Genomic DNA, 14,417 nt, shown 5'->3' with positions numbered 1-14,417 from the left:
GTGGGCAATGAAGTTGGCAGGAATTTTTACAGATTTGGACTGGACCGTCCAGTCCAAGTCGTCCAGAATACGCGTTCATGCGTGGCCGCCCCGGCCGCCGCGCCCTGTAATGGAAATGAGGTGATGCCGTGATCAAGCGACTGATCATCGTCCTGCTGTTGCTGGCCGTCCTGTTCGGCGGCATCTTCGGCTGGAAATACCTGCAGATGCAGAAAATGATCGAGCAGGCGACCCAGCCGCCGCCGCCGGCGACCGTGGCCGCCGCCGAGGTCGAGCGTCAGCGCTGGCAGCCGAAGTTGCAGGCCGTGGGCAGCCTGACGGCATCCCAGGGCATCGACCTGACCCTGGAGCTTGCCGGCGTGGTGGAGTCGCTGGGGTTCGATTCGGGCCAGGCGGCCGTGGCCGACCAGGTCCTGCTGCAACTCGATGCCAGCGTGGACCGCGCTGTGCTCGAGGGGCTGGTGGCACAGCGCAAACTGGCGCAACTGCAGTTCGAGCGCAACCAGCGACTGCGGCGCGAGAACAGCGTCTCCCAGTCCGACCTGGACGCGGCCCGCGCCAGCCTGGACGAGGCCACCGCCGCGGTTGCCGCCCAGCGGGCGCGGCTGGACAAGATGACCCTGCGCGCGCCCTTTGCCGGCCGCCTGGGTATCCGCCGGATCGACCCGGGCCAGTACCTCACCCCCGGAGATCCGGTGGTGAGTCTGCAGGCGCTGGATCCGGTCTACGCCGATTTCAGTCTGCCGGAACGCTACCTGGACGATCTCGAACCCGGTCAGACCGTGACCCTCGCGGTGCAGGCCTATCCCGATGCGACCTTCGAGGGCACACTCAGCGCGCTCGAGTCGCGCATCGATCAGGGTTCGCGCCAGATCCGGGTGCGCGCCACCCTGCCCAATCCCGATCAGCGCCTGCGTCCCGGCATGTTCGCCGAGGTTGAGGTCTGGCTGCCCGAGATCGAGGAGGTGCTGACCCTGCCGCGCCAGGCCGTGGTCTACAACCCCTACGGCAGCAGCGTGTTTCTGATCCAGGAACAGGAGGACGGCAGCCTGACCGTCCAGACCCGCCAGGTGCAGACCGGCGAGGTGCGCGACGGCCGCATCAGCATCACCCGCGGTCTGGAAGCCGGTGACCGGGTGGTCAGCGCCGGCCAGGTCAAACTGCGCAACGGCCAGGCCGTGACCATCGACAATTCGGCCGAAATGACCGGTGAGTTCGGTAAATGAAGCGCTTCACCGATATCTTCGTCCATCGTCCGGTGCTGGCCAGCGTGGTCAGCCTGCTGATCCTGGTCATCGGCCTGCGCTCACTCGGGCTGCTCGAGGTACGCCAGTATCCCGAGACCGAGAACACCGTGGTCACCGTGACCACCACCTATCCCGGCGCGAGTTCCGAACTGGTCAAGGGCTTCATCACCACCCCGCTGCAGCAGGCCATTGCCGAGGCCAACGGCATTGACTATCTGTTCGCCCGCAGTACCCAGGGGAGTTCGGTGATCGAGGCCCACATGGAGCTGAACTACGACGCCAACGCCGCTGTGGCCGAGATCCAGGCCAAGGTGGCCAGCCAGCGCAATGTGCTCCCGGCCGAGGCCGAGGACCCGGTGATCGATTCCACCACCGGCGACACCACCGCGCTGATGTACATGGCCTACTACAGCGAAGAGATGTCACCCTCGCAGATCACCGACTATCTGCTGCGGGTTGTGCAGCCCAAGCTGCAGGCGCTGCCGGGCGTGGCCAAGGCGGAACTGCTCGGCAACAAGATATTCGCCATGCGCATCTGGCTGGATCCGCAGCGCATGGCCGCGCTCGGGGTTTCGGCCCGGACGGTCGCCGAGGTGCTGCGCGAGAACAACTACCTGGCGGCGGTCGGTCAGTCCAAGGGCGCCTATGTGGCCATCGATCTGGGCGCCAACACCGACATCAGCCGGGCGCAGGACTTCCGCGATCTGGTGGTGCGTTCCGAGGACGGCAGCCTGGTGCGGCTGGGCGACATCGCCGTCCCCGAACTGGGTGCCGAGGACTACGATTCGACCAACTGGTACAAGGGCAAGCCGGCCATCTTCATCGGCATCGAACAGGCGCCCGGGGCCAACCCGCTGGATGTGGCCCGCCTGGTGCGTGATGTCATGCCGGAGATCCGCAGTCAGATGCCCGAGGGCCTGCAGGCCCACATCCCCTACGATGCCAGTGTCTTCATCGAGGATTCCATCAACGAGGTGTTCAAGACCATCGGCGAGGCGGTGCTGATCGTACTGGTGGTCATCTACCTGACCCTGGGCTCGATCCGGGCGGCCATCGTCCCGGCCATCGCCGTGCCACTGTCGCTGATCGGCGCCGGCATCATCATGCTGATGCTGGGCTTTTCGGTGAACCTGCTGACCCTGCTGGCGCTGGTGCTGGCCATCGGCCTGGTGGTCGACGATGCCATCATCGTGGTGGAGAACGTGCACCGCCACATCGAGGAGGGGTCGGGTCGGATCGAAGCCGCACTCAAGGGGGCGCGCGAGCTGGCCCTGCCCATCATCGCCATGACCACCACCCTGGTGGCGGTGTACGCACCGATCGGCTTCATGGGCGGACTGGTGGGCACCCTGTTCACCGAGTTCGCCTTCGCCCTGGCCGGGGCGGTGCTCATTTCCGGCGTGGTCGCGTTGACGCTCTCGCCCATGGTCTCCTCGCGTGTGCTCAAGCCCCACGGCCAGTCCGGGCGCTTCGAACAGCGCGTGGAGCGCTTCTTTAACTGGCTGGCCGACAGCTACCAGCGCAGCCTGCACGGTGCCCTGAGTTATCTGCCGGTGGTGCTGACCTTCGCCGGCGTGATCCTGGCGAGCATCTATTTCATGTTCGTCACCACGCCCAACGAACTGGCGCCCACCGAGGACCAGAGCATCCTGTTCTTCCAGGCCCGTGCCCCCCAGACCGCCACGCTGGAGTACAACGAGATCTACACCCGCCAGATCCTGGAGGCCTTCGAGTCCGTTCCGGAGTATCACGAGAGCTTCCTGATCCTCGGCTTCGGGCGCGACGCCAGCACCGTGTTCGGCGGCTTCAAGATGGAACCCCCGACCCGGCGCGAGCGCTCGCAGATGCAGGTCCAGCCGGAGGTGCAGGGCAAGCTGGCGGGCATCGCCGGGTTCCAGACCGCGGTCTTCCCGCGGCCCAGCCTGCCCGGCTCGGGCGGCGGCCTGCCGGTGCAGTTCGTCATCACCACCGATGCCGGCTACGAGCAGCTGGACCAGGTGGCCGATACGCTGATCGGCCGGGCCATGCAATCGGGCGATTTCATCTTCCTGCAGAAGACGGTGGAGTTCAGCCGGCCACGCGTCAACCTGGTCATCGACCGCGACCGGGCGGCGGACCTGGGCATCCGCATGCAGGACATCGCCGCCAATCTCGGCTCCATGCTCGGCGGCGGCTATGTCAATCGCTTCAATCTGGAGGGGCGCAGCTACAAGGTCATCCCCCAGGTGGCGCGCGAGTTCCGCCTCGAGCCGGAGGACCTAAAGCAGTACTACATACCCACGGCCTCCGGCGACATGGTGCCGCTGGCCTCCTTTGCCAGCCTGAGCGAGCAGGTCGAGCCCAGTCAGCGCACCCAGCACCAGCAGCTCAATGCCGTGACCGTGCAGGGCGTGATGGCCGGCGGCGTGACCCTGGGCGATGCGCTGAACCGTCTCGAGACCATCGCCGCCGAGGAATTCCCGCGCAACTTCGGCTGGGACTACACCGGCATGTCGCGCCAGTTCACCCAGCAGGGCAGCGCGCTGATCCTGACCTTCTTCATGTCCATCCTGGTGATCTACCTGGTGTTGGCCGCCCAGTTCGAGAGCTGGCGTGATCCGGTGATCATCCTGGTGTCGGTGCCCATGTCCATTGCCGGCGCCCTGATCTTCATGACCCTGGGTGTGGGCGGGGCGACGGTGAACATCTACACCCAGGTGGGTCTGATTACCCTGATCGGCCTGATCGCCAAGAACGGCATCCTGATCGTGGAATTTGCCAACCAGCTGCAGATCCGCGACAAGCTGTCGCGGCGCGCGGCGGTGGAGCAGGCCGCCGCCATCCGCCTGCGGCCCATCATCATGACCACCCTGGCCATGGTCATGGCCATGCTGCCGCTGCTGTTCGCCACCGGTCCCGGTGCGGTCAGCCGCCTGCACATCGGCCTGGTGATCGCCACCGGCCTGGGCATCGGCACCCTGTTCACCCTGTACGTGGTGCCGGCGGTCTACCTGCTGCTGGCGCGCGACCACCAGGCCGCGGCGAAAAAGGAGGCCGCCGAGACGTTGCCGGATGAGCAGCCGCAGGAATCGTAGGATGGGTGGAGCGACGCGCAACCCATCGCAGTGCGGTTGAAATTGATGGGTTGCGGCGCAGGCGCCTCCACCCATCCTACGCTTGAAAACAGCCAAAACCGCTCCACAAAAAAACGGCCCGTCGAATGACGGGCCGTTTTTTATCACGGGATGTCAGAACGCGCTCAACGCCCGTCCCACCACTGGTCCCATTTGGGGCTGATCAGACTGCGCCATTTCGGACCCAGGCGCTCCTTCAGGTGCGCCGCCATCGCCTTGCGATCGGGGGCGCTCGGCAGGCGCTTGACGTCCTGGCCGGTTTCCTCGAACCGCTTCCTGACCAGGGTGCGGAAGGCTGTCTTGTAACCGTGCTTGGCGATCGACAGGCTGCGGGTCTTGAGGCCGGTGTCCTTGCGGTACCACTGGGCCTTCCAGGTCGCATGGTAGTAACCGTCCTTCTCGTGCAGCTGCAGACCTACACCCACAACGCCGGTGAAGTTGCGCGGATCGGTTTCGCGATAGTTGGCATAGGGCCCGGCCGCGCGCAGCTTGCGCGGAATCACGTTGTACTTGCGCACCAGCTGGTTGCGGTAGCGGATGGCGGCCTTTTTGGCCTTGTCGAACGAGCCATACTGGGCCAGGGAAAAGAACGCCGGTTCGAGCAGCTCACCATTCTTGACGATGCGTACCCAGACACCCTTGGAGTTGTGGTAGTCGGCGATGGTGAGGTAGGTGTCTCCGAGTTGCTTGATGACGGTATTGATTGAAGGCATGGATTTGTCGGCCTCTTGAATTGATTTGACAACTGCAAAATATTCTTTCTGTCTCCATCCCTGTGCCCCGTGCGCACCCGCATCGGGATCAATTTATTGTTGTTAGAGTGAAAGCGCTCAATTATAACAGGATATGGGTAATGATGTAACTTGCGCTCATGTCATGCGTGTCGCATGCATGGGTGGAGGGATGTGCCGTCGACGCGGCCGCTGTGACCGGACATGTCGCCGCCGTGTCGCCGGGCGTGGGGACGGTGTATCCACGACGCCCCCGCCCGGGGCGGCCGTCAGGATCCATAACGCCATGATTGTATTGGTATAAACCGCACCGGCTGGGGTCGTGCCCGACGCCCGGGCCGGGATGATTATCCTAAGCTGTTGTCTTGCAAGTCATTGCAGAGACTTTTATAATCCGCGTTGGTTGTCGAGCCTGGCAGCCGGGATTGAGGTGAAAGGTGGCCCCGTTCTCGGGGTCTTTTCATATCCGCGCCTGCTATCTTGTATTCAGGAACAGGCCGGCACCTGGAGTGGGCCGTAGGCCCATTTTTTGTTTGCGACAGCGGCGTGCCGGTTGAACGGTGCGGACAGGGCAAGGCGACCACGGCGAAAAGATGCGCAATGATCCGTTCAAGCTGCGGGAACTGCTGGAACCTGCGGTGCGCGCACTGGGTTACGAGCTGGTGGGGATCGAGTATCACCCCAGCGGCAAACACAGCGTGCTGCGTATATATATAGACAGTGAGGCCGGCATTACGCTGGACGACTGCACCGCGGTGAGTCATCAGGTCAGCGGCATCCTCGACGTGGAGGATCCGGTGCCGGGCCAGTACAGCCTGGAGATTTCCTCCCCGGGGCTTGACCGGCCGCTGTTCCAGGCCGCGGACTTTGAGCGCTTCCGGGGCAACAGGGTAAAGCTGCGTACGCGTCTGCCGGTGGGCGGGCAGCGCAAGTTCACCGGCCTGCTGCAGGGACTGCGGCAGGAGGATGTCGTCATCGTCGACGACGAGGGCAATGAAGTGTGCCTGCCGCTGGATCAGATCGAGCAGGCACGATTGGTCCCTGAATTTCAGGGGTAATTTTTTCGACTCGGGTAGCCAGTCGGAGACAGGCAGTCATGAGCAAAGACATTTTAATGGTGGTCGACGCCGTCTCGAACGAGAAGGGCGTCGATAAAGAAATCATCTTCCAGGCCATCGAAGCGGCGCTGGCGTCCGCCACGAAGAAGCGTCACGGCGGCGGCATCGATGCGCGCGTGGCAATCGACCGCAGGACGGGGGACTACGAGACCTTCCGCCGCTGGCTGGTCGTCGACGACGAGGATGAGAATTTCGAATCCCCCGACTACCAGGTGCTCTACACCCGCGCGCAGCAGCTGCAGCCGGGCATCGAGGTGGGCGACTATATAGAAGAGCCGATCGAGTCCGAGGAATTCGGCCGCATCGCCGCCCAGACCGCCAAGCAGGTCATCGTGCAGAAGGTGCGCGAGGCCGAGCGGGCGCAGGTGGTGGAGGCCTACGAGGACAAGAAGGGCACGTTGGTCAACGGCACCGTCAAGCGGGTCGAGCGTGGCAATGTCCACCTGGATCTGGGCGAGGGCGTGGAGGCCTTCATCCCGCGCGAGTGGATGATCCCGCGCGAGTCGGTTCGCCCGGGTGACCGCCTGCGCGGTTTCCTGGTCGACGTGCGTTCCGAGCCGCGCGGCCCGCAGCTGTTCGTCAGCCGCGTCGCGCCGCAGTTTCTGATCGAACTGTTCACCATCGAGGTGCCGGAGATCGGCCAGGAACTGATCGAAATCCTGGGCGCGGCACGCGATCCCGGCCTGCGCGCCAAGATCGCCGTGCGTTCGCTGGATCCGCGCATCGATCCGGTCGGCGCCTGTGTGGGCATGCGCGGCTCGCGCGTGCAGGCCGTGTCCAATGAACTGGCCGGAGAGCGCGTCGACATCATTCTCTGGGACGAGAACCCGGCCCAGTTCGTCATCAACGCCATGTCGCCGGCCGAGGTGGTCTCCATCGTGGTCGATGAGGATACCCACAGCATGGACATCGCGGTGGCGGAGGAGCAACTCTCGCAGGCCATCGGCCGCGGCGGCCAGAACGTGCGCCTGGCCAGCCAGCTCTCCGGCTGGGAGCTCAACGTGATGACGGTGGAAGACGCCGAGCAGAAGAGCGAGCAGGAGGCTCAGCAGCTGCAGCAGATGTTCATGGAGCAGCTGGACGTCGACGAGGAGATCGCCGCCATCCTGGTGCAGGAGGGCTTTTCCAGCATCGACGAGATCGCCTATGTGCCGGCCTCGGAGCTGGTTCAGGTCGAGGAGTTCGACGAGGATATCGTCGAGGAACTGCGCGGGCGTGCCCGTGACGTGCTCCTGACCAAGGCGATCCAGAGCGAGGAGCAGATGCCGGACACCGAGCCGGCCCAGGATCTGCTCGAGTTGGAGGGCATGGACCAGGACCTGGCCTACAAGCTGGCGGCCAAGGGTGTATGCACCCAGGAGGACCTGGCCGAGCTGGCCGTCGACGAGTTGCAGGAAATCGCAGAGGAAATGGACGAAGATCGCGCCGGCGCCCTGATCATGGCCGCGCGCGCACCCTGGTTCGCGGAAGAGCAGCAGGGTTAACCAGGCAATAGAACCGCGCGCAGCGCGCTCTCTGTCCCCCTCTCCCTCAGGGAGAGGGTGGGGTGAGGGAGCCGGTCATGGCGCCATGACCGTTCGGGAGAAGAGAGAAATTATGTCGGAAGTCACAGTCAAACAATTCGCTGAAGTCGTCGGGATTCCGGTCGACCGCCTGCTCACCCAACTCGGCAATGCCGGGATCAGTGTGGGTGGCGCGGACGACACCATCTCCGATGACGAGAAGATGGAATTGTTGGCCTATCTGCGCAAGAGCCACGGCAAGCTGGGCAAGCAGGAAGAGTCCGGGCCGAAAAAGATCACGCTCAAGCGCAAGACGCACAGTGAACTGAAGGTGCCCTCGGCCCAGGGTCGCACGACCACGACCAAGACGGTCACGGTCGAGGTGCGCAAGAAACGCACCTACGTCAAGCGCAGCGACATCCTGGAGGAAGAGGAGAAGCGGCTCCAGGCCGAGGCCGAGGAACGCGCCCGTCAGGAGGCCGAGGAGGCCGCCGCACGCAAGGCCGAGGAAGAACGCAAGGCGAAGGAGGAAGCCGAGCGCCAGGCCCGTGAGGAGGCCGAACGCAAGCAGGCCGAGGAAGCGGCCGCGCGCGAGGCCGAGGCTCAACGCATCGTCGAGGAGCAGGCGCGCCAGCAGGCCGCCGAGGCCAAGCCGGGCGCCGCGCCGGAAGCCGACAAGGGCAAGGGCAAGAAGCAGCCCAAGCACAAGCGCCATGCCGAGGCGGCCACGGATGAAGACCGCAAGCAGAGCCGCAAGTACGGCCGCGAGGAATTGCACGTCTCCGCCGACAAGAGCGGCAAGCGGCGCAAGAAATCGCGCCAGAGGTCGGTTTCGCTCAGCAGTTCCGACAAGCACGGCTTCGAGAAGCCGACCGCGCCGATCGTGCGCGAGGTCGGCATCCCCGAGAGCATCACGGTCGCGGAACTGGCGCAGAAGATGTCGGTCAAGGCCGCCGAGCTGATCAAGGTGCTGATGAAGATGGGCGTGATGGCGACCATCAACGAAGTGCTGGACCAGGAAACCGCGCAGCTCATCGTCGAGGAGATGGGCCACAAGCCCAAGCTGCTCAGTGAGAACGAGATCGAGGAGGAACTGGTCCAGACCGAGGTCGAGGGCGAACGGGTTTCCCGCGCCCCGGTCGTGACCATCATGGGCCACGTCGATCACGGCAAGACCTCGCTGCTCGACTACATCCGCCGTACCAAGGTGGCCGCGGGCGAGGCCGGCGGGATCACCCAGCACATCGGTGCCTATCACGTCGACACCGACAAGGGCAGCATCTCCTTCCTGGATACACCGGGCCATGCGGCCTTTACCGCCATGCGCGCGCGTGGTGCCCAGATCACCGACATCGTCATCCTGGTGGTGGCGGCCGATGACGGCGTCATGCCGCAGACCGAAGAGGCGATCCAGCACGCCAGGGCCGCCGGCGTGCCGCTGGTGGTGGCGGTGAACAAGATCGACAAGCCCGAGGCCGATCCGGACCGGGTCAAGAACGAACTTGCCCAGCACGAGGTCATCCCCGAGGACTGGGGCGGTGACACCCAGTTCGTCAACGTCTCGGCCCATACCGGCGAGGGCGTAGACCAGCTGCTCGAGGCGGTGCTGCTGCAGGCCGAAGTGATGGAACTCAAGGCGGTCATCGACTGCCCGGCCAATGGCGTGATCATCGAATCCAGCCTTGACCGCGGGCGCGGTCCGGTCGCCACCGTGCTGGTGCGCAACGGCATTCTGCACAAGGGCGACGTGATCCTGAGCGGCAGTGAGTATGGCCGCGTGCGTGCCATGTTCGACGAGAAGGGTGAGCAGATCGAAGAGGCCGGTCCGACCATTCCGGCGCTGGTGCTGGGTTTGTCCGGCACCCCCAACGCCGGCGATGATGTCATGGTGGTCAAGGACGAGCGCAAGGCGCGCGAAGTGGCCAGCTTCCGCCAGGACAAGTCCCGCGACACCCGCCTGGCCCGCCAGAAGCAGGCGCGTCTGGACGAGGTCTTCAATCAGATGAGCGAGGGCGAGGTCAGCGACGTCAACCTGGTGCTCAAGGCCGACGTTCAGGGCAGCCTGGAGGCGCTACGCGATGCCTTGACCAAACTGTCCAACGACGAGGTCCGGGTCAAGGTGGTCTCCGGGGGCGTCGGCGGCATCAACGAGTCCGACGTCAACCTGGCCGCCGCCTCCGGCGCCATCATGATCGGCTTCAATGTCCGTGCCGATGCCGCCGCCCGCAGGCTGGTCGAGGAGCAGGGCGTCGACCTGCACTATTACAGTGTCATCTACGACGCTATCGACGAGGTCAAGAAGGCCATCAGCGGACTGCTTTCGCCCGAGATCCGCGAGGAGATCATCGGCCTGGCCGAGGTCAAGGACGTGTTCCGTTCCTCCAAGTTCGGTGCCATCGCCGGTTCCATGGTGGTCGAGGGTGTGGTCCGGCGCAGCGCGCCCATCCGCGTGCTGCGCGACAACGTGGTCGTCTACGAGGGCGAGCTGGAGTCCCTGCGCCGCCACAAGGACGATGTCAGCGAGGTGCGGGCCGGCACCGAGTGCGGCATCGGCGTGAAGGACTACAATGATGTCAAGCCCGGCGACCAGATCGAGGTCTTCGAGCGTACCGAGGTGAGCCGCACGGTCTGATCCGTCCGCGGCCGCCGCCGGTGCCCGTTGTACGCCTATGCCCAAAGACTATCCACGAACCCGCCGTGTCGGCGAACAGATCCAGCGAGAACTGGCCATGCTCGTGCGCGAGGAGATCAAGGATCCGCGCCTGGGTATCACCACCGTCTCGGCAGTCCATGTGTCGCGCGATTTCAGCCATGCCAAGGTCTACATAACGGTACTGGGTGATGCCGAGGTGCAGCGTCAGTCGCTGGAGGTGCTGCGACGGGCCGCCGGTTTCCTGCGTCGGGAACTGGGCCGGCGCATGCTGACCCGCACCGTTCCCGAACTGCATTTCGTCTATGACGAGTCCATCGAACGCGGCAGCCGCCTGGATGCGCTGATCGAGCAGGCCGTGACCGAGGACAAGGCCCGGCACCGGGACTAGCAGGGCCTGTGGGAAATCGCCACGTAATCCACCAAAGTAGCGTAGGTCGGATCAGCCCGCAGGGCGTAATCCGACGTTGGCCGCAGAAATGTCGGGTTACGCTGCGCTAACCCGACCTACGATCAAGTTTCATGAATCATTCACAGCCGAGGTAGAGACAACGATGGCGCGTCATCGTCCCAAGGGCAGAAACGTCAACGGCATCCTGTTGCTGGACAAGCCCACCGGTATCACATCCAACGAGGCGTTGCAGAGCGTCAAACGACTGTTCAAGGCCCGCAAGGCCGGGCATACCGGCAGCCTGGATCCGCTTGCCAGCGGCCTGCTGCCCATCTGTCTGGGCGAGGCGACCAAGGCCTCAGGCTTTCTGCTGGATGCCGACAAGCACTATCAGGTGCGCTGCAAGCTGGGCGAGAAGACCGCCACCGGCGATGCCGAGGGCGAGGTGACCGAGACCCGGCCGGTCGAGGGCATCGACGCTGCCCGCCTTGAGTCAGTGCTGGCCGGCTTCCGCGGCGAGATCGTCCAGATTCCGCCCATGTACTCGGCCGTCAAGCACCAGGGGCAGCGGCTGTACAAGCTGGCCCGTCAGGGGGTGGAGGTCGAACGTGAACCCCGGCATGTGACCATTCACAAGCTGATCCTCGAATCGATGGATCTGCCCTTCTTCGACCTCGATGTCCACTGCACCAAGGGCACCTATGTGCGCACCCTGGCCGAGGATATCGGTGAGGCGCTCGGCTGCGGCGCCCACGTCGCCGCCCTGAGGCGCCTGGGCGTGGGGCCGTATGACAGCGAAAAAATGGTGACTTTGGAAAAGCTTAAGGAACTGTCTGAAGATGGTTTCGAGGATCTGGACGCGCTCCTGCTACCGATCGAGAGCGCCCTGGCCCAGTGGCCGGATGTCCGGCTCAATGACGATGCCGCCTACTATGTGCGTCAGGGCCAGCCGGTGCAGGTGCCGCATGCCCCCACCAGCGGATGGGTGCGCATGTACCAGAATGGCGACCGCTTCCTCGGCATGGGCCAGATCCTGGATGACGGCCGGGTCGCCCCCCGCCGCTTGATGGGTGCCCGCTGAACTGCCCTCCGGAGTGGGCTAAGTTTCTGCCGCGATTGGAACTTGTGGCCCCTCTGGGGGGAAGTTACAATACGCGGCTTCGATACATCCGTATTTTTGGGAGAGAGTAAACAGATGTCATCACTGTCGGCTGAACAGAAGAGCGAAATCGTCAAGGATTTCCAGCAGGCGCCGGAAGATACCGGTTCGCCCGAGGTGCAGGTTGCGCTGCTGTCCGCGCGCATCACCCACCTGCAGGACCACTTCTCCGCTCACAAGCAGGATCACCATTCCCGCCGCGGTCTGCTGCGCATGGTCAATCAGCGCCGCAAGCTGCTGGATTACCTCAAGCGCAAGGACACCAAGCGTTACCAGGACCTGATCAGTCGTCTGGGTCTGCGTCGCTGACCGTCCACTGGAACAACAGCGCGATACCAGCGAACAACCGCCAAAACAGGATCTGCCCGTGAGTTTAGTCAAAAAGAGCTTTCAGTTCGGTGAGCACAACGTAACCCTGGAGACCGGCGAGATCGCCCGCCAGGCCACCGGGGCCGTGATGGTCAACATGGACGAGACCGTGGTGCTGGTCACCGTGGTCGGCAACAAGAAGGCGATGGAAGGGCGCGACTTCTTCCCGCTGACGGTGGACTACCAGGAACGTACCTATTCGGCGGGCAAGATCCCGGGCGGTTTCTTCCGGCGCGAGGGCAGGCCGAGCGAGAACGAGACCCTGGTATCCCGCCTCATTGACCGCCCGATCCGTCCGCTCTTTCCCAAAGATTTCACCAACGAAGTCCAGGTCGTCGCCACTGTTCTCTCCCTGAATCCCGAAGTCGACCCGGATATACCTTCCCTGATCGGCACCTCCGCCGCGCTCAGCATCTCCGGTCTGCCCTTCAACGGCCCCATCGGTGCCGCCCGGGTCGGCTACATCGACGGCAACTACGTACTCAACCCGACCCATAGCCAGCTGGAAGAGTCCCAACTCGACCTGGTGGTGGCCGGCACGGCCAATGCCGTGCTGATGGTCGAGTCCGAAGCCAGGGAGTTGTCCGAGGAGACCATGCTCGGGGCGGTCATGTACGGCCACGAACAGTTCCAGGCGGCCATCAACGCCATCAATGAGCTGAAGGCCGAGGCCGGCAAGCCGGTCTGGGAACTGACCGCGGCCGCTACCGATACCGACGTGGCCGATGCCGTGGCCGCCGCCGGCAGGGAGGCGCTGACCGAGGCCTACCAGATCGCCGAGAAAATGGATCGCTACGGCCGTCTGGATGCCGTGCGCGAGGAGATCGTCCAGAAGCTGTGCGGCGAGGGTGCCGATCCGGCCTTCGATGAGGCCGCCGTGCAGTCCGCCATCGAGAAGCTGGAAAAACGCATCGTACGTGATCGCATCCTGGCGGGTGAGAAGCGCATCGACGGCCGCGACACCAAGACTGTACGCCCGATCACCATCCGCACCGGCGTGCTGCCCCGCGTTCACGGCTCGGCCCTGTTCACCCGCGGCGAGACCCAGGCCCTGGTGGTCACCACCCTGGGCACGGCTCGCGACGCCCAGATCATCGACGCCATTCAGGGCGAGCGCCGTGAGCACTTCATGCTGCATTACAATTTTCCGCCTTACTGCGTGGGCGAGACCGGCCGCGTGGGCTCGCCCAAGCGCCGCGAGATCGGCCACGGCCGGCTGGCCAAGCGCGGCGTGGCCGCGGTGATGCCGCCCCAGGAAGGCTTCCCCTACAGCATCCGCGTGGTCTCCGAGATCACCGAATCCAACGGCTCCAGTTCCATGGCCAGCGTGTGCGGCAGCAGCCTGGCGATGATGGACGCCGGGGTGCCGATCAAGGCGCCGGTGGCGGGTGTGGCCATGGGCCTGATCAAGGAAGGTGACAACTATGCCGTGCTGACCGACATCATGGGCGACGAGGATCATCTCGGCGACATGGACTTCAAGGTGGCCGGCACCAGCGATGGCGTGACCGCGCTGCAGATGGACATCAAGATCGACGGCATCACACGCGAGATCATGGAGGTGGCGCTGGAACAGGCCCATCAGGGCCGGCTGCACATCCTGGGCGAGATGAACAAGGTCATCTCCGCGCCGCGCGAGGACATGTCCAAGTTCGCGCCGCGCTACATCACCATGAAGATCAACCCGGACAAGATCCGCGACGTGATCGGCAAGGGCGGTGCCACCATCCGCGCCATCACCGAGGAGACCGGCACCAGCGTCGACATCGACGACAATGGCAACGTGAAGATCGCCTCCATCGATGCCACCGCCGGTGAGGAAGCGCGCAAGCGCATCGAACAGCTGACCGCCGACGTCGAGGTGGGCAAGATCTACGAGGGCAAGGTGGTCAAGCTGATGGACTTCGGCGCATTCGTGACCATCCTGCCCGGCAAGGACGGCCTGGTGCACATCTCCCAGATCTGCGAGGAGCGCGTGCAGAACGTCAGCGACAAGCTGAGTGAGGGCGACGTGGTCAGGGTCAAGGTGCTGGAAGTGGACAAGCAGGGCCGCATCCGCCTGAGCATGAAGGCCGTCAACGAGTAATATAAGCGGGACTGCGTCATTGCGCAGCGCATGACAGCGCCGCGGCTATCT

General features: G+C 64.3%; 10 protein-coding genes. 9 read left to right on the top strand and 1 reads right to left on the bottom strand.

Annotation, left to right across the window (positions count from 1 at the left end; all coding sequences use genetic code 11):
• Window positions 1-128 precede the first annotated feature (128 nt).
• Window positions 129-1,226 carry an efflux RND transporter periplasmic adaptor subunit gene (locus COW1_RS04610; protein WP_201345576.1) on the top strand — a complete coding sequence of 366 codons (1,098 nt, stop codon included), beginning with the start codon at window positions 129-131 and terminating at the stop codon, window positions 1,224-1,226.
• On the top strand, window positions 1,223-4,321 hold the full coding sequence (locus COW1_RS04605) for an efflux RND transporter permease subunit (protein WP_201345575.1): 3,099 nt from the start codon (window positions 1,223-1,225) through the stop codon (window positions 4,319-4,321). Before COW1_RS04610 ends, COW1_RS04605 begins: the two co-directional genes overlap by 4 nt.
• Window positions 4,322-4,485: 164 nt before the next feature.
• Here COW1_RS04605 and COW1_RS04600 read toward each other — a convergent pair whose 3' ends face one another.
• A complete protein-coding gene (locus tag COW1_RS04600) occupies window positions 4,486-5,073 on the bottom strand; it encodes an AP2 domain-containing protein (protein ID WP_096366255.1) in 588 nt (195 codons plus the stop codon).
• Between the two features lie 611 nt (window positions 5,074-5,684).
• Here COW1_RS04600 and rimP point away from each other — a divergent pair.
• The 7 genes from rimP to pnp all read left to right on the top strand — a co-directional run bounded on the left by rimP (window position 5,685) and on the right by pnp (window position 14,366).
• Window positions 5,685-6,149 (top strand): ribosome maturation factor RimP, encoded by a 465-nt coding sequence (rimP, locus tag COW1_RS04595; RefSeq protein WP_201345574.1) that lies wholly within the window; start codon window positions 5,685-5,687, stop codon window positions 6,147-6,149.
• A 38-nt stretch (window positions 6,150-6,187) separates the two neighbouring features.
• Window positions 6,188-7,693: a transcription termination factor NusA gene (gene nusA, locus COW1_RS04590; RefSeq protein WP_201345573.1), complete on the top strand. Its 1,506-nt coding sequence runs from the start codon at window positions 6,188-6,190 to the stop codon at window positions 7,691-7,693.
• A gap of 112 nt (window positions 7,694-7,805) precedes the next feature.
• On the top strand, window positions 7,806-10,343 hold the full coding sequence (infB, locus tag COW1_RS04585) for a translation initiation factor IF-2 (protein ID WP_201345572.1): 2,538 nt from the start codon (window positions 7,806-7,808) through the stop codon (window positions 10,341-10,343).
• A 37-nt stretch (window positions 10,344-10,380) separates the two neighbouring features.
• The gene (gene rbfA, locus COW1_RS04580; protein ID WP_201345571.1) at window positions 10,381-10,752 is read left to right on the top strand and encodes a 30S ribosome-binding factor RbfA; all 372 of its coding nucleotides are present in this window, start codon (window positions 10,381-10,383) and stop codon (window positions 10,750-10,752) included.
• Window positions 10,753-10,915: 163 nt separating this feature from the next.
• Window positions 10,916-11,833 carry a tRNA pseudouridine(55) synthase TruB gene (gene truB, locus COW1_RS04575; protein ID WP_096366260.1) on the top strand — a complete coding sequence of 306 codons (918 nt, stop codon included), beginning with the start codon at window positions 10,916-10,918 and terminating at the stop codon, window positions 11,831-11,833.
• 114 nt (window positions 11,834-11,947) lie between these two features.
• Window positions 11,948-12,220, top strand: a complete 273-nt coding sequence (gene rpsO / locus COW1_RS04570; RefSeq protein WP_096366261.1) for a 30S ribosomal protein S15 — start codon at window positions 11,948-11,950, stop codon at window positions 12,218-12,220.
• 58 nt (window positions 12,221-12,278) lie between these two features.
• Window positions 12,279-14,366: a polyribonucleotide nucleotidyltransferase gene (gene pnp, locus COW1_RS04565; protein WP_201345570.1), complete on the top strand. Its 2,088-nt coding sequence runs from the start codon at window positions 12,279-12,281 to the stop codon at window positions 14,364-14,366.
• Window positions 14,367-14,417 lie beyond the last annotated feature (51 nt).

It is taken from the genome of Thiohalobacter sp. COW1 (assembly GCF_016629505.1).
GTDB classification, from domain to species: Bacteria; Pseudomonadota; Gammaproteobacteria; order Thiohalobacterales; family Thiohalobacteraceae; genus Thiohalobacter; species Thiohalobacter thiocyanaticus_A.
Note: the sequence above shows the minus strand (reverse complement) of the source record. Positions and strands in the feature narration are given on the sequence as shown.

Coding starts and splice junctions, on each gene's coding strand:
- COW1_RS04605 (WP_201345575.1), top strand. CDS start 1,223: ATGAAGCGCTTCACCGATATCTTCGTCCATCGTCCGGTGCTGGCCAGC.
- rpsO (WP_096366261.1), top strand. CDS start 11,948: ATGTCATCACTGTCGGCTGAACAGAAGAGCGAAATCGTCAAGGATTTC.
- infB (WP_201345572.1), top strand. CDS start 7,806: ATGTCGGAAGTCACAGTCAAACAATTCGCTGAAGTCGTCGGGATTCCG.
- rimP (WP_201345574.1), top strand. CDS start 5,685: ATGCGCAATGATCCGTTCAAGCTGCGGGAACTGCTGGAACCTGCGGTG.
- truB (WP_096366260.1), top strand. CDS start 10,916: ATGGCGCGTCATCGTCCCAAGGGCAGAAACGTCAACGGCATCCTGTTG.
- rbfA (WP_201345571.1), top strand. CDS start 10,381: ATGCCCAAAGACTATCCACGAACCCGCCGTGTCGGCGAACAGATCCAG.
- COW1_RS04600 (WP_096366255.1), bottom strand. CDS start 5,073: ATGCCTTCAATCAATACCGTCATCAAGCAACTCGGAGACACCTACCTC.
- nusA (WP_201345573.1), top strand. CDS start 6,188: ATGAGCAAAGACATTTTAATGGTGGTCGACGCCGTCTCGAACGAGAAG.